Below are 21,105 nucleotides of genomic sequence, written 5' to 3'. Positions count from 1 at the left end.
TGATAACTATTATCAATTATTATCCAATGGTGAATTTCTGGTCTGGTTATGTAACTTTCTATGTCCATCAACGCTGCCGTATCGCCCGCCCGCGCGTTTGAAGCGCTCTACAGCTCGCACCACCGCTGGCTGAAAAACTGGCTCCGGTTAAAACTGGGGTCGGCCAATGACGCCGACGATCTGGCGCAGGATACTTTTATACGCGTCCTGACCGGCGACAGTGCGCAGGAAATTCGCGAACCTAAATCCTTTCTCTGCACCATTGCCCGCCGGGTGATGGTGGATTTTTTCCGCCGCAACGCCCTGGAACGCGCTTATCTCGACATGCTGGCGCTGATGCCCGAAGCGCATATGCCGTCGCCGGAACAGCGCCAGTGCCTGCTCGAAACCCTGCAACAGATCGATACGATGCTCGACGGCCTGGGCGAAAAAGTGCGTCAGGCTTTTCTGCTCTCTCAGCTGGAAGGGCTGACCTATCCGGTGATCGCCCGGCGTCTGAACGTCTCTGTCAGTTCGGTCAAAAAGTACATGGCGAAAGCCACTGAGCATTGTCTGCTGTTCAGCCTGGAACATGGCTGAGCGCAATGAATTCCTCCCTTACCGATAATCAGCGTCTGGCGCTGAAAATGGCCGCGCAGTGGTTCGCCACCTTGTGCTCCGGCGAGGTGACGCCGCAACAAAATCAGAAATGGCAACGGTGGCTGGCGCAGCACGAAGACCACCGCTGGGCGTGGCAACGGGTGGAATCCTTACAGGGTCAGCTGCACAGCATGCCGGGCCGCTTCAGTTATCAGACGCTGAATCACGCGCGCCAGCAGTCGGAGGTCACCCGCCGCCGTGTGCTGAAAGGTTTGCTGGTGCTGCTCGGGCTGGGCGGCAGCTGGAAAGCGTGGCAGACGCCCGCCGGACAAGGCCTGCTGGCGGATGCGCGCACCGCCACCGGCGAAATCAAAACCCTGCGTCTGCAAGACGGTTCCCAACTTTCGCTTAACACCGCCAGCGCCGCCGATATCCGTTTTACCCCGCAAGAGAGGCTGATCCGCCTGCATCAGGGGGAAATCAGCATCATCACCGCGCAGGATACGCAGCCCGTCTCGCGGCCTTTCCTGGTGCAAACGCAGCAGGGCATGCTGCGCGCCCTCGGCACGGAATTTATCGTCCGCCAGTTTGATGACGCGACCCGCCTGACCGTGCTGAAACACGCGGTGGAAATCACGCTGCCGGGCCAGCGCTTACAGGTCAGCGAAGGCCAAACCGTCCGTTTTACCGCCAGCACATTTGGCGAGGTGACGGCTCTTTCGGGCGGAGCGGGCAGCTGGAGCAAAGGCGTGCTGAGCGTCAGCGACCGGCCTCTGGCGGAAGTGGTGGATGAACTGGCGCGTTACCGTCACGGCCATCTGAGCTGCGACCCCGCTGTTGCAAATCTGCGCATCAGCGGCACTTTCCCGCTCAACGACACCGACGCGGTCCTCAACATTCTTTCGCGCACGTTACCCGTCAGGATCCACACCCTGACCCGCTACTGGGTGAACGTGGTGCCCGCGTAATGCTGCCGTAATACCACCTGCAAATAAAAATGATAAATAATCGCATTCGCGATTGTCCCTTTTGCATTCTCATCCGACTCCTATGCAGCACTGAAAAAAAACACACAGCAAAAACATAAAATCTGGAGAGGGTATGTCCATTTCACGCTCACGCGTTCTGCGTTCTTTTGGCAACACAACACCACTGGCGATGGCCATTCACTGCGCGATCCTTCCTGCTGCGCTGATCACCGCGCTGCCTGCGGCGGCGGCGGTTCAGTCTGCGTCTTATCAGATTGCGGCAGGCAATCTCGATACCGCACTTAATCAGTTTGCGGCAAAGGCGGGGATCACGCTGTCGGTGGATTCTTCGCTGACGCGCGGCAAGCACAGCAAGGGTTTACAGGGAAATTACACCCTCAATGACGGCCTGACGGCGCTGCTGGCAGACAGCGGGCTGGAAGCCCGATCATTGGGTAACAATGCGTTTACGCTGGCGGCCATTCCGGCGCCGGTTCAGGAGCCGGAATCCCTGACCGTGGTCGGCGACTGGCTGGCTGATGCGCGTGAAAACGACGTGTTTGAACATGGCGGTGCGCGCGACGTGATCCGCCGTGAGGATTTTGTCAAAACCGGCGCGACGACGGTGCGTGAGGTGATGAACCGCATTCCGGGCGTGAATGCGCCGGAAAATAATGGCACCGGCAGCCATGATATGGCGATGAATTTTGGTATCCGCGGGCTGAACCCGCGCCTCGCCAGCCGTTCCACTGTGCTGATGGACGGCATTCCGGTGCCGTTTGCGCCTTACGGCCAGCCGCAGCTTTCCCTTGCGCCGGTTTCGCTCGGTAACATGGACGCGGTGGATGTGGTGCGCGGCGGCGGCGCGGTGCGTTACGGGCCGCAAAGCGTCGGCGGCGTGGTGAACTTCGTCACCCGCGCCATTCCGAAAGATTTCGGCATCGAAGCCGGAACGGAAGGCACTTACAGCCCGACCTCCAGCCAGAACGACCCGAAAGGCACCGGTAACCTGATGATTGGCGGCACGGCGGATAACGGCCTCGGCGGCGCGTTATTGTATTCCGGCACGCGCGGCAGCGACTGGCGTGAACACAGCGCGACCAAAATCGACGACGTGATGCTGAAAACCCGTTACGCGCCCAATGACGTCCACACCTTTAACAGCCTGCTGCAATATTACGAAGGCCGCGCAGAAATGCCGGGCGGTTTGTCCCGCGCCGATTACAACGCCAACCGTTTTCAGTCCACGCGCCCTTACGATGAATTCTGGGGACGCCGCCAGCTGGCGAGTTTCGGCTATCAGTATCAGCCGGATCAGCAGCATAAATTCAATATCCAGAGCTTCTACACTTACACCCTGCGCAGCGGCTATCTCGATCAGGGCAAAAACCTGACCCTTTCCCCGCGCCAGTATTGGGTACGCGGCATTGAACCGCGCTACAGCCAGAGCTTCAACCTTGGCCAGACGGCGCATGAAGTGGGCGTCGGTTACCGCTACGTCAGCGAATCCACCCACGAGCTGCGCTATTACAGCCCGGCCAAATCCGGCGTCCTGCCGACCGGCGACAGCCCGTACGATCGCGATACCCAGTCCGGCACGCAGGCTAACGCATTTTACGTCGATGACCGTATCGACGTCGGCGACTGGACCATCACACCGGGGATGCGCTACGAACATATTCAGTCGTATCAGAATAACTACATCAAAGGCACCAAGCAGGAAATCAGCTACAACGCGCCGCTGCCCGCGCTGAATGTGGTGTATCACCTGAACGATGCCTGGAATATTTACGGCAACACCGAAGGATCTTTCGGCACCGTGCAGTACAGCCAGATTGGCAAAGCGGTGGACAGCGGCAATATCGAGCCGGAAAAAGCCCGCACCTGGGAACTGGGCACGCGCTTTGATAACAGCATTGTGAAAGCGGAAGTCGGCCTGTTCCTGATCAACTTCAACAATCAGTACGACTCCAACCAGACCACCGACAGCGTGACCGCGCGCGGTAAAACCCGTCACACCGGGCTGGAGAGCCAGATCCGTTACGACCTGTCAGAGTTGTCCCCGACACTGGAGAATGTTTCTGCCTACGCCAGCTATGCCTACGTCAACGCGGTGATCCGCGAAGAGGGCGATACGCACGGCAATCAGGTGCCGTTCTCGCCAAAAAACAAAGGCACGCTGGGGCTGGATTACACACCGGGCAACTGGTTCTTCAACGTCAACAGCGAATACCAGTCCGGCCAGTTTGCTGACAACGCCAACACCGTTGAGGAAAGTGCCGATGGCAGCACCGGCCGCATTCCCGGTTTCATGCTGTGGGGCGCACGCGCCGGGTATCAGTTTGGCGCAGACATGGCGAACCTGAATCTGGCCTTCGGCGTGAAGAACATCTTCGACCACGAATATTTCACCCGCGCCTATGACGACAACAACAAAGGGTTGTATGCCGGTCAGCCGCGCACCTTGTATATGCAGGGTTCCCTGAAGTTCTGATTGTTCCATGCCCGCCGGGCGTAGCGCCGCTGCGCCCGGTTTTTTCTGTTAACCGCACAGAGGTTTTATGTCTTTCTTCTCCCGCTTTGCGCTTTTTATCGGCTTATGTTTTTCACTGAGTAGCGCCCAAGCCGTGACGGTCACGGACCAGCAGGGCAGCTTTACCCTGGATCCCACGCCAAAACGTGTGGTGGTGCTGGAGTTGTCCTTTGTGGACGCGCTGGCGGTGGTGGATGTCAGCCCGGTCGGCGTGGCTGACGATAACGATGCGGACCGCATTTTGCCGCAGGTGCGTCAGCGCATCGGCGTCTGGCAATCGGTCGGCACGCGATCGCAGCCCAGCCTTGAGGCGATTGCCGCCCTGAAACCGGACCTGATCATCGCCGACAGCAGCCGCCACAGCGGCATTTACGCCGCGCTGAAAGGCATTGCGCCAACGCTGCTGCTGAAATCCCGCAACGAAACCTACCGCGAGAATCTGGAGTCGGCGGCGATCATCGGCAAGGTGCTGGGCAAAGATGCGCTGATGCAACAACGTCTGACGGAACATCATCAGCGTATGCAGGCGTTTGCCGCGCAGTTGCCACAAGGCACGCAGGTGGTGTTCGGCACTTCGCGCGAGCAGCAGTTCAACCTGCATTCGCGGGATTCCTACACCGGCAGCGTGCTGACCTCGCTCGGCCTGAAGGTGCCGGAGCCGGTGAACCAGCAGCCGCTGGCGAACATCAGCTTCGAGCAACTGCTGGCGATCAATCCTGACTGGCTGATCGTCGCGCATTACCGTCAGGAAAGTATCGTGCGCCAGTGGCAGCAGGATCCGCTGTGGCAGATGATGAAAGCCGCGCAGCAAAAACAGGTGGCGTCGGTGGACAGCAACGTCTGGGCACGGATGCGCGGCATGTTTGCCGCCGAACAGATCGCCCGCGACACGGTACAGATCCTGCATCATCAGGCGCTTAACACCGCACCATGATGGCAGTGAAACGTCTGTTTACGGGGTGGCGCTGGACGCTGCCTCTGCTCGTTCTGGGCGTCAGCTTCTGGCTGACGCTTTTTTGCCGTTCTGCGGTGCCCATTGGCGCGCTGGAATCGTTGCGCGCCTTGCTGCCCGGCCCGCCGGTTTCCCTTGCACAGGCGCTGGTGCTGAACCTGCGCCTGCCGCGCAGTCTGGTGGCGATGCTGCTGGGCGCGAGTCTGGCGCTGGCGGGCAGTTTGCTGCAAACCCTGACCCGTAATCCGCTGGCGTCGCCTTCGCTGTTTGGCATTAACGCGGGCGCGTCGCTGGCGATGGTGGTGGTCAGCGCGCTTAGCCCGCAGCTGTTCTCCGGTTTCAGCATCGCGCTGGTGGCCGCACTTGGCGGCGGCGTCAGCTGGGGCGCCGTCATGCTGATGGGCGGCGGCTGGCAACAGGCCGGGGATCGCAGCCGGTTGATCCTCGCGGGAGTGGCGGTATCTGCGCTGTGCGCCGCGCTGGCAAAAGCCACGCTGATCCTCTCCGAAGACCACGCTTACGGCATTCTCAGCTGGCTGGCCGGCGGTGTGGCGCACGCCCGCTGGCCGGAGTTCTGGCATCTGTTTCCGTTCACCGCCATCATCGCGCCGTGGGTGTTGCTGCTCGCCAGCCGCATGAACCTGTTGCAGGTCAGCGATGACAGCGCACAGACGCTGGGTGTCAACCTGCCGCGTCTGCGTCTGACCCTTAATCTGATGGTGTTGCTGCTGGTCGGTGCCTGCGTCAGCGTCGCCGGACCGCTGGCGTTTATCGGCCTGCTGGTGCCGCACATTTCCCGTAACTGGATTGGCTACGACCTGCGCCGTATGTTGCCGCTGTGCATGATTTTTGGTGCCACATTGATGTTGCTGGCCGATTTGCTGGCACGTTTTCTGGCGTGGCCGGGCGAGCTACCGGCGGGCGTGGTGCTGGCGCTGATCGGCGCGCCGTTCTTCGTCTGGCTGGTGAGGACGCGCACATGATCCGCCAGCTGACGGTATTCCTCATCCTCAGCGCGCTGCTGTTGCTGACCTTCGTGATGTCCCTGCGTTACGGCACGCACACGCTGACGTTTGAACAGATGCGCCTCGCGCTTTCACCTGCTGACAGCAACCATTTTCCGCTGACGGAGTACCGGCTGCCGCGCGCGTTGCTGGCAATACTGATCGGTGCGGCGCTGGCGCTTTCCGGCGTGCTGGTGCAGGGAATTATCCGCAATCCGCTGGCCTCGCCGGACATTCTCGGCGTCAATCATGCCGCCGGATTAGCCTCGGTGGGGGCGCTGATGTTGCTGCCTTCGCTCTCTGTCATGTGGCTGCCGCCGCTGGCATTTGCCGGGGGTATTGCGGCCTTTGTGCTGCTGAGGCTGGTGTCCGGGCGCTCTGCGCCGTTGCGGCTGGCATTAACAGGCGTGGCGCTGACCGCCTTTTACGCCAGCCTGACCGATTACCTGATGCTGTCTCGCCCGATGGAGATCAACAGCGCGCTGCTGTGGCTGACCGGCAGCCTGTGGGGACGTGGCTGGAATTTCGTTGAGATCGTCGCGCCGTGGTTGCTGCTCCTGCTGCCGCTGAGCCTGTGGTTTTGCCGCGATCTGGATGTGCTGGCGCTCGGCGATGACAGTGCCGCGACGCTGGGTATTCGCGTATCCCGCGTGCAGCGGTGGGTGCTGTTGCTGGCGGTGGCGCTGGCGGCGATAAGCGTTGCGGCGTGCGGGCCGGTGGGCTTTATCGGCCTGGTCGCCCCGCACCTGACCCGCCGGCTGGTGGGCGGCCGCCACCGTGTGCTGATCCCCGCGTCGCTGCTGGTGGGGGCGCTGATTTTACTGCTGGCGGATGTGCTGGCGCGAACCCTGCACCCGCCGCTGGAACTGCCCGCGGGCGTATTAACGGCGGTGATTGGTGCGCCGTATTTCTTCTGGTTATTAATGAGAACCCGCTGATTATGCAACTCAGTGCAGACAATCTGACTGCCGGTTACGGCAAAAAAAACATCCTTAACCGCCTGTCGCTGACCCTCCCGGCCGGGAAGATCACCGCGCTGATCGGCCCGAACGGCTGCGGTAAATCCACGCTGTTGAAATGCTTTTCACGCCTGCTGACCCCGGCATCTGGCACCCTGTATCTCGGCGGGGAAGCGTTATCCGCGCTGCCTGGCCGCCAGCTGGCGCGCAAACTGGCGTTACTGCCGCAGCAGCATAGTGCGCCGGAAGGCATCAGCGTGCGTGAACTGGTGGGTTATGGCCGCAGCCCCTGGCTAAATATGTGGGGAAGGCTGGGGCAGCAGGATAAGGCCGCCGTCGAACGGGCGATGCAGGACACGAACATCACGGATCTTGCCGAAAAGCGGGTCAGCGAGCTGTCCGGCGGGCAGCGTCAGCGTGCGTTTCTGGCGATGGTACTGGCGCAGGACACGCCGCTGATGCTGCTCGACGAGCCGACCACTTATCTTGATATCAGCCATCAGGTTGAGCTGATGAACCTGCTGCGCAGCCAGAATCAGCAGGGAAAAACGCTGGTGGCGGTGCTGCACGACCTGAATCAGGCCAGCCGTTACTGTGACTACTTGGTGATGATGGTCGCAGGTAACATTATCGCGCAGGGCACACCGGAACAGGTCATGACACCGGCTCTTCTGTCGCAGGTGTTCGATATCGACGCGCAAATCTATCCCGAACCCGCGTCGGGGAAACCGATGTGTATTGTGCGGTGAAAGTGGGGCGCGAGCCCCACATTTTTCATGACCGGACATTCCATTCATCGGTGTACTTCACATTACCGTCGACGTAGTGCCAGGTAATTTTGTTGTACATCAGTGATACCGATTCCACGTGATTAAGCTGCGAATTTCCGGACATTCTCACGTTGGGCATGCCCGGATTTACGCCGGTAATCTTCACCCCCTCAAGCGTCATAATAAAATAAGCCTCTTCCCTGCCGGCATCATTAATGCGATACCAGCGGATTTCAGCGGACTTTAACGTTTGTCCTTTAGCGACTGCTTTATACAAATAAGGGCTCGATGAATCGAAATCTTTTTCAAGCATCATCGGAGAATGGGTGCGGGTTCCGGTAATACTGCCGCTACGGCTGTCGACGGGAATATTCAGACCGTGGCTGAAACCGATGATCTCAATACTTCCCTCCCGATTTGCAACATCCACAGAACCTTTAATAGCAGCACCACCGTCATCGCAGAGCCACATATAAGCGGGTATTGGCATGGTTGTCATTTCCTTAAAAAAAACGAGCTTTACGTTATGCCCTTAATGCCATTTTTGGCAATGAGTGGATGTTGTAATATATTGACTTTTCAGAAGTTTATTATCAAACAAAGCATTTTAAGTGCCTGTTTTTTGTGGTGTGATTACCGTGTTTTTCTTTAAGCTAAATTTCACAAGGAGTTTTCATGGCTATACAAGGGAAATTTGTGATCAACGATGCCGATTATTCCCCCCTTAGTGTCAATGGTGTGGGGACGTTCATGGCATTTTCAGGGAATGGGGCCTATCGCAATCGCGGAGGGTGCGGAAAAATTGCAGGAAATGGACCAATACCCACGGGCCGATATTGGGTTGTTGAAAGAGGGGGCGGTGGTTTTTTTTCAAAAAAAGTCGCGTGGGTAAAAGACAGTTATAACAAATATCACAGTGGCGCGGAGTTTAGACGTTCAGAGTGGTTTGCACTCTATCCTGATGACCGGAGCATAGACGATATGACCTGGATTGAAGGCGTTAAGCGAGAGCACTTTCGCCTGCACCCTGGGATACTCTCTGACGGTTGTATAACACTGGCCAGCAATTCAGATTTCGCCCTGCTGAGAAATGCGCTGCTGCATACCAGGCTGATGGAAGTGCCCTGCATGAAAGATCTCATGGCATATGGATATATAGAAGTCGTTTACGGTGGATTTCGCCATGCTGACACTTGTGCGCTGGGTAGCTAAGTCTGCACTCCTGGTTCTCCTGTTCTGCACCGGAGCCATGCTTATTGATCCCGCTACATTTATCAGTCTGGATACGGCCAATAGTTTTGCAGAATGGACGTATGGTGATGTAAATCAGGAAAATTTTGATGATTTGTGGGTTTTGACCTGGATCGCATGCTCGATGCTGTTCTCTTTGGCGGGGTACTTTCTGATTATCAGGATCGCCCGAAAAATGCGCCGTTAGTGGCGCACTCATATTTCGCTCCAATCCCCCATATTTCCTGCCGGTAAACTTCTCCTTCATCCCGCAGTATTTCTGACCTTAAAAACACCCGCATTCGTTGTCATTGTTTTCTCAGGGGTTGTGTTTATCAACTACACTTTTGACACCCCTACAGCGCCGCTAAAAAGAGCGCAATACAACGAGAAAACATCATGATCATTTCAGCATCGACGGACTACCGCGCGGCGGCAAAAAGTAAGTTGCCGCCATTTCTGTTTCACTACATCGACGGGGGGGCTTACAACGAGCATACGCTCAGACGTAACACCGCCGATCTGGCTGATATCGCCCTGCGTCAGCGCGTCCTGAAAAACATGTCAGATCTGAGCCTTGAGACGCAGCTGTTTGGTGAAAAACTGGCGATGCCGGTGATCCTGGCGCCCGTCGGTCTGACCGGTATGTATGCCCGTCGCGGTGAAGTGCAGGCCGCGCGCGCGGCGGCGAAAAAAGGCATTCCCTTCACCCTTTCCACCGTTTCCGTTTGCCCGATTGAAGAGGTTGCGCCGGCCATCGACCGGCCAATGTGGTTCCAGCTTTACGTGCTGAAAGATCGCGGATTTATGCGCAATGCGCTGGAGCGCGCTCAGGCCGCAGGCGTCAACACGCTGGTGTTTACCGTGGATATGCCGGTGCCGGGCGCACGTTACCGCGACGCCCATTCCGGCATGAGCGGCCCGAACGCAGCCGCCCGTCGTATGTTGCAGGCGGTGATGCACCCGCAATGGGCGTGGGATGTTGGCCTGAACGGCAAGCCGCACGACCTCGGTAATGTTTCCGCCTATCGCGGGAAACCGACCACGCTGGAAGATTATATCGGCTGGCTGGGGGCGAACTTTGACCCGTCCATTTCATGGAAAGATCTGGAGTGGATCCGCGAGTTCTGGAAAGGCCCGATGATCATTAAAGGTATTCTGGACCCGGAAGATGCCAGAGACGCGGTGAAATTCGGCGCTGACGGCATTGTGGTGTCCAACCACGGTGGCCGCCAGCTCGACGGCGTGCTCTCCACCGCCCACGCGCTGCCCGCCATCGCCGATGCGGTGAAAGGTGACATCACGATTCTCGCGGACTCCGGCATCCGCACCGGTCTGGATGTGGTGCGCATGATTGCGCTCGGCGCAGACAGCGTGCTGCTTGGTCGCGCCTTTGTGTATGCGCTGGCCGCAGCGGGCGAGGCGGGAGTGATTAATTTGCTTAACCTGATTGAAAAGGAGATGCGTGTAGCGATGACGCTGACCGGGGCGAAGACCATCGGTGAGATTGGCGCCGGATCGCTGGTGCGCGGCGCGGGCAGGTGAAACGGCAGCCTCAGTGGCATCTCAATTTTCCAGATATCCAAGAGAGAAATGCGCATAAGTAACGCTGTCCGGATGTGTCAGCATAGGTGTGTCTGGGGTGCGCCCGTCGGGGCGAAAAGCCGCCATCACACTTATTCTAAAGGCTTATCTGAAGGGAATGCTTATGCTGAAAAATCTTGTTCTGCCGTTTTCTGCCCCCGCTTCCATTGTCGGGCGTTTGTCGGCTGTGGCGTTGTTACTTTCTTCCGTTTCGGCCTGGGCCGCGGAACCGTTGCGGGTGCAGGCTGATGCCGTGCCGCACGCCGAAATTCTGGCTTATGTGCAGAAAATTGACCCCGGCCTGAATCTGAAAGTGATCGAAATTCCCAGCGGGCTGAACCCTAACGAACTGCTGGCGCATGGCGATATTGACGCCAATTATTTCCAGCATGTGCCCTATTTGCTGTCACAGGAAAAGGCGCTGAAGGTGAAGTTTGTCGTGGCGGCGCAGGTTCACATTGAGCCGCTGGGCGTCTATTCCAGCCGTCATAAAAGCTATGCGGATGTGCCGCAAAATGGCACCGTCGCCGTGCCTAACAACGAAACCAATCTGAGCCGCGCGTTGTATTTGTTGCAAAGTCAGGGGCTTATCACGCTGAAGGACGGCTTTAACGATCCGGCTAAAAATCAGGCCACGCCGCGCGACATTGCCACTAACCCGAAGAACCTGAAAATTCTGGAAGTGGAATCCCCGCAGATCCCGCGTTCTTTGCCGGACGTTGATCTGGCAGTGATTAACGGTAACTTTGCGCTGGAAGCGGGGCTGAGCCCGGCGAAGGATGCGCTGGGTCTGGAGAAAGCGCAGGGCAACCCGTATGCCAATATTCTGGTGACCACGGAGAAACTGCAAAACGATCCACGGATTAAGCAACTGGCGAAAGACCTGCAATCGCCGCAGGTGGCGCAGTTCATCAGTGAAACGTTTAAAGGTTCGGTGTTGCCGGTGACCGCGGCGAAAAGCTGACGTGATCTGAGCAGGCGTAAAACGCAAAAAAGGGAACCGGAGTTCCCTTTTTTCATGTCATCAGCTGGCGTTTCGAACGATCAGTTCAGCAGCCCGAGGTGTTCGACCAGGATGGATGTGCCGGTGCCTATCAGCACAACGCCACCCAGCACTTCGGCCCATTTTCCGATGGCAGCCCCTAAAAAACGGCCCAGCAACATGCCTGAGGTGGCCATGATGGTGGTGGCGGCACCGATGGCGAGCGCCATCACCAGAATGTTAACCTGCAGGAAGGCGAGGCCGACGCCCACGGCCATCGCATCAAGGCTGGTGGCAATGGCGGTGGTGACCAGCAGCCAGAATCCGTGACGGTGCGGTATCTCTGTTTCTTCGCCGGTGTCTTTCTTAAATCCCTGCATAATCATACGGCTGCCCAGCACCAGCAGCAGGGTGAACGCGACCCAATGATCCCACTCCATGATGAACTGTGTGGCTGCAAGGCCAATGGCCCATCCGATCACTGGCGTAATGGCTTCAATCACGCCAAAAATAATCCCGGTGCGTAACGCTTCTTTCAGCGGCGGACGGTGCAGGGATGCGCCTTTACCGATTGCCGCAGCAAACGCATCCATCGACATGCCGAACGCCAGAATAACGACCGTATAAAATTGCATAAAACAGACCAGTCAGGCCTTTCGTCGAGCAAAAGGCGCCTTATTAAAAGAGGCGTGCAGTTTGCCACAGAAGATAAAATAAAAAAACCATAATATTCAATCAGTTATAGCATGCGTTAAGAATGTTAGCACAGGCTATATTTGTATGAAAAGGCTTCAAAACTGCAAGGGTATTGGTGGTTAAGGAGGAAAAACGTGAGTTATCATAATAATTTACGCGCCCGCTTAATTATGCAGCGGGTCTTATTTTGAGCAGGAGGCAGCGGCGGGTGACGGATGAGCCGCTCACGGGTGGGAAAGATTTTTTTATGCGTCCGGCTTTCCCTTCGTCTGAATCTGCAAAATCAACGCTGCTTACTGGCACCAGCGGTTGCGGCCCTGTTCTTTTGCCCGGTAGAGCGCGGCATCGGCGGCGGCGATCAGTTCGGCAAGGCGTTTTCCGTGATCATAACCGGTCACGCCCATGCTGACGGTGACGTGTTCGCTCACCTCTGATTGCGCGTGAGGCATGGCCTGCTCGCTGATTTTGGCGCGAATACGTTCAGCCACGGCGATGGCTTCCTCAACGGATGCGCCTGGCAGCAGAACCAGAAACTCCTCCCCGCCATAGCGTGCGACCAGATCTTTCGGGGTGCGCACGGCGTCTTTCAGCGCGCGGGCGATCGCCACCAGACAGTGATCGCCGGCCTGATGCCCGTAGTGATCGTTGTAGCGTTTGAAATAATCGACATCCAGCATGATCAGCGCAAACGGCAGACGCTGAGCTACCGCCATATCCAGATGGCTTTCCATTCCGCGCCGGTTGGCGGTTTCGGTCAGCGGATCCTGGCTGGCCAGCGTGTCCAGATAAGAGATCAGCACCAGATTATCCTGATGGCGTTGCCAGTTTTCGTCGAACCAGTGCTGCAAAATATGACGCCCATAAATCAGAATCAGCGAGAAAAGACACCAGATAACGAAAAACCGCAAATTAAGATCTGAATACAGACTGATGTTGGACAGTAACGCGGATAACCACAGCGGAGTGGCGTACAGCAATAATCCGCGGGGATAAAAGTAGAGTGCTGAGAGTGCCGTGAGGATCAGAATGATGACCAGCGGATACGACACGGGTAACTGCCATAAGGTGACAAAGTAGTAGCAACTGTATGCCCAGATTGCGCCCGTCAGCAGGAACACCAGATCGAACAAAAGACACCGTAACGACGTCAGCCGCTTTTCCCCGATAAAGACGACGCCGAGGCTGCCCGCCGCCAGGGCGATCACCACGCCCATGGTGATGTCGATGATGTCCAGCACAGAGGCGGGTACCGGGGGAACGGCGGCATCGGCATGGCCGAAAATCTGGCTGCGGCACAGGACGATGACCGCAAAACTGAAGTTGATGAACGCAAACCAGGGCACACTTTTTGAGAGCGCGTAGGCAACCATCTCCTCACGCCTTTTCCACAGCGGCAAATTGATTGTTGGCGGTTTTCTTTTCTCGCTCACCATGGGATTGACCTCAGACATTGGGCGATAAGGACGGACAAACAATGTCACCCCGCAGGGTAACGGCATTAAAGTAATAGACACATTCTTGTCAAAACACCAAACACGGTCACGCTTTGCGCTGAAAAAATCCGCTTATTTCTGTGAGTTATGGGCATTTTTCTGCCCGCAGCAGGGCAAATTCACACCAGCATCTATACTGCGTGAATGGGGCCGCAAAGGCTTCCCCAAAACATGGCGAAGACGCATGAAACACATACAAAATAAGTCGTCGCTGCTCAGCGCGACGACCGCCTGCATCGGTGTCGTTTATGGTGATATTGGTACCAGCCCGCTTTATACCTTGCGCGAATGTCTGACCGGGCAGTCCGGGATCACGCTGACCCAAAGTTCGCTGTTCGGATTTTTGTCGCTGATTTTCTGGTTGCTGATGCTGGTGGTGTCAGTGAAATACATCAGCTTTGTGATGCGCGCAGATAACGACGGGGAAGGCGGGATCCTTACGCTGATGTCGCTGGCGGTGCGTCACCTGAATCCGCGCTGGGTGCCGGTCATTATGTTTCTCGGCCTGGTCGGCGGCAGTTTCTTTTATGGCGACGGCGTCATCACGCCCGCGATCTCCGTGCTTTCCGCCATTGAAGGGCTGGAGCTTATTGCGCCGTCTTTCGATCGCTTTATCATTCCGGCGGCCGTTGCGGTGCTGACGCTGCTGTTCTTCATTCAGAAAAACGGCACCGGCAGCGTGGGGAAAATCTTTTCGCCGGTGATGGTGGTGTGGTTTGTGGTGCTGGCGATATTGGGGATCGGCGGGATTATTCGCAACCCGGACGTATTGCAGGCGCTGAACCCGTACTGGGCGCTGCATTTTTTTGTCGAATTCAAAACGGTGTCGTTCTTCGCGCTGGGCATGGTGGTGCTGTCGGTGACCGGTGGCGAAGCCTTGTACGCGGATATGGGGCATTTTGGTAAGAAACCGATCCGCATCGCGTGGGTTGTGCTGGTTGGCCCGGCGCTGGTGATGAATTATTTCGGTCAGGGCGCGTTGCTGCTCAGCCACCCTGACACTATCCAGAATCCGTTTTTCCTTCTGGCGCCCGGCTGGGCGTTGATCCCGCTGCTGGTGCTGGCGACGCTGGCGACGGTGATTGCCTCGCAGGCGGTGATTTCCGGCGTGTTCTCCCTGACGCGTCAGGCTGTGCGCATGGGGTATCTGCCTCCGATGCGCATCATCTATACCTCTGACGTCGAATCCGGACAGATTTACATCCCGGTGGTCAACTGGCTGCTTTACGTCGCGGTACTGATCGCCATTCTCAGCTTTAAACATTCCAGCAATCTGGCTTCGGCCTACGGGATTGTGGTCACCGGCACCATGGTCATCACCTCTTTGCTGATTGGGATTGTGATGGTGAAAAACTGGGGATGGAAAACCTGGGCTGGCGGGCTGGTGATGACGCTGATGCTGCTGATTGACGTACCGCTCTTTGCCGCTAACCTGACAAAACTGTTCTCCGGCGGCTGGCTGCCGGTGGTGATCGGCCTGACCATTTTGCTGATTATGCTGACCTGGAAAACGGAGCGTTCGCGGTTGTTGCGCCGGTTGCGTCAGGATCCGGAAGCGCTGGAAGCCCTGATCACCTCGCTGGAAAAGGCGCCGCCGAAACGGGTGCCCGGCACCGCCGTGGTGATGTCGCGCGGGTTGTACGAGGTTCCGCTGGTCTTACTGCACAATCTTAAACATAACAAGATCCTGCATGAGCGGGTGATTTTGCTGACCATGATCACGGCGGATGTGCCTTATGTGCACAACGTGAGACGCGTGAACATTGAACAGCTTTCACCGACATTCTGGCGGGTGATCGCCAATTATGGCTGGCGTGAAAAACCTAACGTAGAGGATATTTTGTATCGCTGCGGGCTGGAAGGGCTGAAATGTACCATGAACGAAACGTCATTCTTTATGTCCCGCGATACCTTTATTCTCGGCGATCCGCGTCCGTGGTATCTGAAAGCGCGGGGTAAACTGTTCCAGGTGTTGCAGCGCAACTCGCTGCGCGCGCCGGAGCAATTCCATATTCCGCCGAACAGGGTGATCGAGCTGGGGGCTGTGGTGAAATTCTGACGGTTATCACCGCGTATTCTGGCTGAATACGCGGTGATAAGAGGGCTACGCCTGCGGGGTTTGCGTCAGGTTTGTGACGTCCTGCGTGGCAGATTCCTGTGTGGTTTTCGCCTGCTCATTGGTGACCGGTGCGGCTGGCGTCGCAGTTTGCGTTTGCTCAGTGGCGGCCGGTGCGGCTGGCGGTGCGGCCTGAGTTTGTTCAGTGGTCGCCGGTGTAGCTGGCGTCACAGTTTGCGTTTGCTCAGTGGCAGCCGGTGTGGCTGGCGTTGCGGCCTGCGTTTGCTCAGCGGCTGCCGGGGATTCCATTTGGATATTCGGCAGTGAAGGAACAGGTTCTGCCGGAATGGATTCTGACTTAGGTTTCGGCACCGGTGTGGCGGCACGCACTAAGAAGGTGGGTTTGAGATCCGCCACAGAATAGGTGACATGGCTAATCACATCACTGGATGTTGTGACGTCGACAGGGGAAATCGACACGCGGCCAATCAGCGAACGGGCATAGCCGCCCACTTTATGTTTGCCCTCAGGCAGTTTGACCTCCAGTGACTCGCCAACGCCGAGCGCTCCGGCGTCTTTGTCATCCACGGTCACGTAAAGTTTGGTGCCATCATCGGTTTTCGTCGGGATATGCGTCACGGTTACCCGCGTCGAGCCGAAATCGAAAGCCGGTGCCTGTTCGGCGGTTTTCGGTTTTGCGCATCCTGTGAGGGCAAAAACGGCTGCAACGGCAGCAAGGGTAAAACGATAACTCATAGTTCGGTATCTTCCTTTGAGGGATTTTTGTGATCTGCGTATCAATATACCCGATCTGAGGATTGAGATGAATGCGATGACGGGGAACTCGGAACAATCTTCTCTTCAGTTTGTAACCGCCACACAACTTTAAGTTGAAGCGCTTCGTCAATTTGTGTATTTTTATGCAAATTATATGCATAAAAACACAATCACACAGGAGTGACCATGCTTAAGTCCTTAATTCTCACCGGGTGTCTGCTTTCTTCTTTAATCACATCAGCCTTTGCCGCACAGACGACCTACGTTGTCGGTTCCGGCGGCACTTACCGTCCGTTCGAATATGAAAACAGCCAGAAACAGCTGGAAGGTTTTGATATCGACATCATCAAAGCCATTGCCAAAGCGGAAAACTTTGACATCAAACTGGTGAACACGCCGTGGGAAGGTATTTTCGCTACGCTGAATTCCGGCGACCGCGACATCATCATTTCCGGCATCACCATCACCGACAAACGTAAAGCGATGGTCGATTTTTCCGCGCCTTACTTCCCGGCCGAACAGTCCATCGTGGTGCCTGTGGATTCTAAAGTGGATTCCGTTGCCGCGCTGAAAGGCCAGAAAGTGGGCGTGGTGAACTCCAGCACCGGGGATATCGTGGTGTCTGACACGCTCGGCAAAAACAGCACCGACATCAAACGTTTTGATAACACGCCGCTGATGTTGCAGGAACTGGCGGAAGACGGCATCGGCGCAGCCGTCGGCGACGTGGGCGTGGTGAAGTACTACATCAAATCCCATCCTGAAAAAGCCCTGAAACTGGTGCCGGACAGCAAGTTTGAGCGTCAGTATTTCGGTATTGCGGTGGCGAAAGACAACACCGAGTTGCTGGGTAAAATCAACGCCGGTTTGAAGAAAATCGTGGCTGACGGCACCTACGCGAAAATCTACGAAACCTGGTTTGATAAGAACGTTCCAACGCTTCCCGCTCAATAATATTTTCAACACGAACAACGTTAATCAGGGGCGGTAACACGCCCCTGAACAAGGACAGGTATGACCGGATTTCGCTGGGAGATAATCTCAGAATACGCGCCGCTGTTTGTCGAGGGCGCGCTGATGACCATCAAATGCACCATTATTTGCGTCATTTTAGGCACCAGCTGGGGGTTGCTGCTCGGCCTCGGGCGCATGGCTCGCGCCGACGACGGCCCGTGGAAACACATTCTGCGCTTTGCCGTGCAATGGCCGGTGCGCATTTACGTCAGTGCGTTTCGCGGTACGCCGCTGTTTGTGCAGATCATGGTGGTTCACTTTGCGCTGGTGCCGTTGTTTATCAATCCGCGTGACGGCATTCTGGTGGCTAACGGGCTGATGTCTTCGGAGTTTGCCCGAGCATTGCGGTCTGATTACGGCGCGTTTTTATCCTGCGTGGTGGCGATCACCCTGAACGCCGGAGCCTATGTCTCCGAGATTTTCCGCGCGGGTATTCAGTCTATCGACAACGGTCAGATGGAAGCATCCCGTGCGCTGGGGATGGGCTGGGGCAAAACCATGCGTAAAGTGATTTTGCCGCAGGCATTCCGCCGCATTCTGCCGCCGCTGGGGAATAACGCCATCGCGATTGTGAAAGATTCCTCGCTGGCTTCGGCGATTGGTCTGGCCGATCTGGCTTACGCCGCACGTACCGTTTCCGGCGCTTACGCCACCTACTGGGAACCCTACCTGACCATTTCACTGGTTTACTGGGTGCTGACTTTCCTGCTCTCGCTGCTGGTTCAACACATGGAAAAGAGGTTTGGCAAAAGTGATTCACGTTAAGGATTTACAGAAACAGTTTGGCGAAACGCACGTGTTGCGCGGTATTTCCTGTGACATCGCAGAGAAAGAAGTGGTGTGCATTATCGGGCCTTCCGGCTCCGGCAAAAGCACCTTCCTGCGCTGTCTGAACGCGCTGGAAAAGCCCAACGGCGGCGAAGTGGTGGTGAACGGTTTTGCGGTGCATGATCCGAAAACCAATCTGAATACGCTGCGTTCCGGCGTGGGCATGGTGTTTCAGCGCTTTAATCTGTTCCCGCACATGACCGTGCTGGAAAACCTGATCATGGCGCCCATGTCGCTGAAAGGGTTGTCGAAAGCCGAAGCGGTCACGCGTGCCGAAAAGCTGCTGCAAAAAGTCGGGCTGATCGACAAAATCGACGCCTGGCCTTCCAGTTTGTCCGGCGGCCAGCAACAGCGCGTGGCGATTGCCCGTGCGCTGGCGATGGAACCGTCGATCATGCTTTTCGATGAACCGACGTCGGCGCTGGATCCGGAACTGGTGGGTGAAGTGCTGGCGGTAATGAAACAGCTGGCGCTGGAAGGCATGACGATGGTGATCGTCACGCACGAAATGGGCTTCGCCCGTGAAGTGGCCGACCGCGTGGTGTTTATCGATCAGGGCGTGATTCAGGAACAGGGGCCGCCTGAGCAACTGTTTACCGCGCCGGAAAATCCGCGAACCCGTGAATTTTTGAGTAAAGTACTATAACCCGACGGGCGCTTTCATCAGCGCCCGTTTTCTTTCATGTCATGAGGTCAGTCATGCCTGAATTCCATTCGTATTGTATTTCCGCCTCGGGTGAGGAAAGGAGCGAAGGCGATGCCGATGCCCGCTTTCCTTACTGGAGCTTCACCAAAACCGCGATCGCGATTTGTGCGCTGAAGCTGCGTGAAAACGGTGCGGTGGATCTGGACAGAGGGATTGACGGCGGGGCTTACACGCTGCGCCAACTGCTCAGTCACACCGCCGGATTGCCGGATTACGGCGCGCTGAAGGCTTATCACGCCGCGGTGGCTGCCGCTGATCAACCCTGGTCACGCGACAGGTTACTGAGTGCCACGTTAGCCAACGGCATGTTGTTTGCGCCAGGCGAGGGCTGGTCTTATTCCAATGTCGGCTACATGCTGGCCAGGGAACACATCGAAGCCGCATCAGGGCGGAGTTTTGCGCAACTGGTGGCTGACTTCATCACGACACCGCTCGGGCTGACCAGCATAACCCTTGCCACCACCCGCGAACAGTTCGCCCGGCTTCACTGCGCCGCCGCCGGCACTTACCATCCGGGCTGGGTGTATCACGGCTGCCTGACCGGCAACGTGCGCGACGCGGCCAGACTGTTGCACGGATTATTCAGCGGCAACCTGTTGAACGCGGCGTCGCTGGCCGACATGCAGGTGACCCGTCGGCTCGGCGGTGCCCTTGCAGGGCGGCCATGGACCGAATGCGGTTACGCGCTGGGGCTGATGAGCGGCGCAATGGGCGAGAGCGGGCGGTCTGTGGGGCATTCTGGCGGCGGGCCGTCTTGCGTGAATGCGGTCTACCACTTCCCGGATCTGCGCGAAGCGGTGACCGGTGCCTGTTTTACCGACGGGCATGACGAAGGCGTGGCCGAAACAGAACTCACCCGACGCGTGCTGAACATGGGGTAACCGCAGGCGCTTACCGGTTCCACTTTGTGCTAAATTACCCGCCATTCTTACCTGTCTGCCCGAGGCCATATGTTTACTCCGCTCAACCGTACAACCCGTGAAATGAAAATCAATAATGTGGTGCTGGTCACCCATGCTTTGAAATCACTGGGCTCTGCGACCAAAGCTGCGCTGGCGGTGGCGACGGGGCTGAGCGTCGCCACCTGCGGCACCGTGCTGAATGAACTGAGTGGCAGCCGTGAAGTGCTGGCGCTGGAACGTGAGGTGTCGCGCGGTGGCCGCCCTGCGCAGCGGTATGCGTACAACCCGGATTATTTCTCGGTGCTGAGTATTTATGTGCAGGGAAGTGACGCCGCCGCGCAAATCGTCTGGACCGTGAATACTGCCATTGGCGGATGTCTGGCGCAGGGTGAAGAGCGGTTTCTGCCGCAGGACCGGCAGGGGTTTTACCGTCTTATCGCCGGTATCCTGACGCAGTATCCGAACATCACCGCGCTGGGGCTGGGGTTGCCGGGCGTGGTGGTGAAAGGGCAGGTCGCGACCTGCGACATCAGCGCCTTCGCCGGTGTGCCGGTGGAGCAGGAGCTGCGCGACCGTTTCGCTATTTATGTGCAGGTGGACAATGACATGAACTACACCGCCTACGGCTTTTACCGCAGCAGCTGCGCCGGAGTCACTGCGCCGGTGGCCTATATTTTCAAACCGGAAGTGCCTTGCCTCGGCTGCGGCATGGTGATCAACGGGCAGGTGTTGCAGGGCGCCAGCCAGTTTGCCGGTGAGGTGTCTAATCTGCCGTTCAGCGGCATGGATAAACTGCCGGTGGCCGACGAAATGTCAAAAGTCATTGTCTCGCTGGCGGCGATCATCAACCCAATGACTATCGCGCTGTCCGGCCCCAAAATCAGCCAGGCGCTGATCCCGGAATTACTCACGCGCTGCCACCAGCACATTCCACAGGAGCATATGCCTGAACTGGTGTACAGGCCGTCGATGCGTCAGGATTATTTGCAAGGCATCACCGAACTGACGTTAAACAACTATAACCGTCACGTCGCCTTCAGCACGCAGACCGGCGCGCATTGACTTTAGTTTC

The 21,105-nt window shown here is 57.1% G+C and carries 21 protein-coding genes; 17 read left to right on the top strand and 4 right to left on the bottom strand.

The window, feature by feature from the left end:
• The first annotated feature begins 60 nt into the window (after positions 1–60).
• The 7 genes from fecI (at position 61) to fecE (ending at position 7,744) form a co-directional block, all read left to right on the top strand.
• A complete protein-coding gene (gene fecI, locus ACQZQY_RS23830) occupies positions 61–579 on the top strand; it encodes a ferric citrate uptake sigma factor FecI (protein WP_431297380.1) in 519 nt (172 codons plus the stop codon).
• Positions 580–584: 5 nt separating this feature from the next.
• Positions 585–1,547 carry a ferric citrate uptake sigma factor regulator FecR gene (gene fecR, locus ACQZQY_RS23825; protein WP_431297379.1) on the top strand — a complete coding sequence of 321 codons (963 nt, stop codon included), beginning with the start codon at positions 585–587 and terminating at the stop codon, positions 1,545–1,547.
• 133 nt (positions 1,548–1,680) lie between these two features.
• A complete protein-coding gene (fecA, locus tag ACQZQY_RS23820; RefSeq protein WP_431297378.1) occupies positions 1,681–4,041 on the top strand; it encodes a TonB-dependent Fe(3+) dicitrate receptor FecA in 2,361 nt (786 codons plus the stop codon).
• 67 nt (positions 4,042–4,108) lie between these two features.
• Positions 4,109–5,014 carry a Fe(3+) dicitrate ABC transporter substrate-binding protein FecB gene (locus ACQZQY_RS23815; protein WP_431297377.1) on the top strand — a complete coding sequence of 302 codons (906 nt, stop codon included), beginning with the start codon at positions 4,109–4,111 and terminating at the stop codon, positions 5,012–5,014.
• Entirely contained in the window at positions 5,011–6,015 is a 1,005-nt protein-coding gene (fecC, locus tag ACQZQY_RS23810) for an iron-dicitrate ABC transporter permease FecC (protein WP_431297376.1), read from the top strand. Before ACQZQY_RS23815 ends, fecC begins: the two co-directional genes overlap by 4 nt.
• On the top strand, positions 6,012–6,974 hold the full coding sequence (gene fecD, locus ACQZQY_RS23805; RefSeq protein ID WP_183849282.1) for a Fe(3+) dicitrate ABC transporter permease subunit FecD: 963 nt from the start codon (positions 6,012–6,014) through the stop codon (positions 6,972–6,974). The genes fecC and fecD overlap by 4 nt, the downstream gene beginning before the upstream one ends.
• Positions 6,975–6,976: 2 nt before the next feature.
• Positions 6,977–7,744, top strand: coding sequence for a Fe(3+) dicitrate ABC transporter ATP-binding protein FecE (gene fecE, locus ACQZQY_RS23800; protein ID WP_431297375.1), 768 nt, complete (start codon positions 6,977–6,979; stop codon positions 7,742–7,744).
• Positions 7,745–7,769: 25 nt separating this feature from the next.
• Here fecE and ACQZQY_RS23795 read toward each other — a convergent pair whose 3' ends face one another.
• The gene (locus ACQZQY_RS23795; protein ID WP_122096893.1) at positions 7,770–8,255 is read right to left on the bottom strand and encodes an Hcp family type VI secretion system effector; all 486 of its coding nucleotides are present in this window, start codon (positions 8,253–8,255) and stop codon (positions 7,770–7,772) included.
• A gap of 185 nt (positions 8,256–8,440) precedes the next feature.
• Here ACQZQY_RS23795 and ACQZQY_RS23790 point away from each other — a divergent pair, with 185 nt between their 5' ends.
• The 4 genes from ACQZQY_RS23790 to ACQZQY_RS23775 all read left to right on the top strand — a co-directional run bounded on the left by ACQZQY_RS23790 (position 8,441) and on the right by ACQZQY_RS23775 (position 11,543).
• Positions 8,441–8,977, top strand: a complete 537-nt coding sequence (locus tag ACQZQY_RS23790; RefSeq protein ID WP_431297374.1) for a DUF2778 domain-containing protein — start codon at positions 8,441–8,443, stop codon at positions 8,975–8,977.
• Positions 8,949–9,203: a hypothetical protein gene (locus ACQZQY_RS23785; protein WP_162997902.1), complete on the top strand. Its 255-nt coding sequence runs from the start codon at positions 8,949–8,951 to the stop codon at positions 9,201–9,203. Before ACQZQY_RS23790 ends, ACQZQY_RS23785 begins: the two co-directional genes overlap by 29 nt.
• Before the next feature lie 191 nt (positions 9,204–9,394).
• Positions 9,395–10,540, top strand: coding sequence for an FMN-dependent L-lactate dehydrogenase LldD (gene lldD / locus ACQZQY_RS23780; RefSeq protein ID WP_390975954.1), 1,146 nt, complete (start codon positions 9,395–9,397; stop codon positions 10,538–10,540).
• Positions 10,541–10,703: 163 nt separating this feature from the next.
• Positions 10,704–11,543, top strand: a complete 840-nt coding sequence (locus ACQZQY_RS23775; RefSeq protein WP_431297373.1) for a MetQ/NlpA family ABC transporter substrate-binding protein — start codon at positions 10,704–10,706, stop codon at positions 11,541–11,543.
• 80 nt (positions 11,544–11,623) lie between these two features.
• On the opposite strand, the gene mntP is transcribed toward ACQZQY_RS23775, so the two are convergent.
• Positions 11,624–12,196 carry a manganese efflux pump MntP gene (gene mntP / locus ACQZQY_RS23770; RefSeq protein WP_431297372.1) on the bottom strand — a complete coding sequence of 191 codons (573 nt, stop codon included), beginning with the start codon at positions 12,194–12,196 and terminating at the stop codon, positions 11,624–11,626.
• Between the two features lie 354 nt (positions 12,197–12,550).
• On the bottom strand, positions 12,551–13,627 hold the full coding sequence (locus tag ACQZQY_RS23765) for a membrane-associated sensor domain-containing protein (RefSeq protein WP_431297371.1): 1,077 nt from the start codon (positions 13,625–13,627) through the stop codon (positions 12,551–12,553).
• Positions 13,628–13,934: 307 nt separating this feature from the next.
• On the opposite strand from ACQZQY_RS23765, the gene kup reads away from it, so the two are divergent.
• Complete coding sequence (kup, locus tag ACQZQY_RS23760; protein WP_431297370.1) at positions 13,935–15,809, top strand: low affinity potassium transporter Kup; 1,875 nt, start codon at positions 13,935–13,937, stop codon at positions 15,807–15,809.
• Positions 15,810–15,854: 45 nt separating this feature from the next.
• On the opposite strand, the gene ACQZQY_RS23755 is transcribed toward kup, so the two are convergent.
• On the bottom strand, positions 15,855–16,562 hold the full coding sequence (locus ACQZQY_RS23755) for a hypothetical protein (RefSeq protein WP_431297369.1): 708 nt from the start codon (positions 16,560–16,562) through the stop codon (positions 15,855–15,857).
• Positions 16,563–16,769: 207 nt separating this feature from the next.
• Between ACQZQY_RS23755 and ACQZQY_RS23750 the strand changes: the two genes are divergently transcribed.
• The 5 genes from ACQZQY_RS23750 to ACQZQY_RS23730 all read left to right on the top strand — a co-directional run bounded on the left by ACQZQY_RS23750 (position 16,770) and on the right by ACQZQY_RS23730 (position 21,095).
• Entirely contained in the window at positions 16,770–17,537 is a 768-nt protein-coding gene (locus ACQZQY_RS23750; protein WP_122096901.1) for a basic amino acid ABC transporter substrate-binding protein, read from the top strand.
• Positions 17,538–17,597: 60 nt separating this feature from the next.
• Positions 17,598–18,362, top strand: a complete 765-nt coding sequence (locus ACQZQY_RS23745) for an amino acid ABC transporter permease (protein ID WP_056775108.1) — start codon at positions 17,598–17,600, stop codon at positions 18,360–18,362.
• The gene (locus ACQZQY_RS23740) at positions 18,349–19,071 is read left to right on the top strand and encodes an amino acid ABC transporter ATP-binding protein (protein WP_056775167.1); all 723 of its coding nucleotides are present in this window, start codon (positions 18,349–18,351) and stop codon (positions 19,069–19,071) included. Before ACQZQY_RS23745 ends, ACQZQY_RS23740 begins: the two co-directional genes overlap by 14 nt.
• A 53-nt stretch (positions 19,072–19,124) precedes the next feature.
• Positions 19,125–20,012, top strand: a complete 888-nt coding sequence (locus ACQZQY_RS23735) for a serine hydrolase domain-containing protein (RefSeq protein ID WP_431297368.1) — start codon at positions 19,125–19,127, stop codon at positions 20,010–20,012.
• Between the two features lie 69 nt (positions 20,013–20,081).
• Positions 20,082–21,095 carry an ROK family protein gene (locus ACQZQY_RS23730; protein ID WP_431297367.1) on the top strand — a complete coding sequence of 338 codons (1,014 nt, stop codon included), beginning with the start codon at positions 20,082–20,084 and terminating at the stop codon, positions 21,093–21,095.
• Positions 21,096–21,105: the final 10 nt, after the last annotated feature.

The organism is Rahnella sp. PAMC25559, assembly GCF_050632365.1.
GTDB classification, from domain to species: domain Bacteria; phylum Pseudomonadota; class Gammaproteobacteria; order Enterobacterales; family Enterobacteriaceae; genus Rahnella; species Rahnella rivi.
Note: the sequence above shows the minus strand (reverse complement) of the source record. Positions and strands in the feature narration are given on the sequence as shown.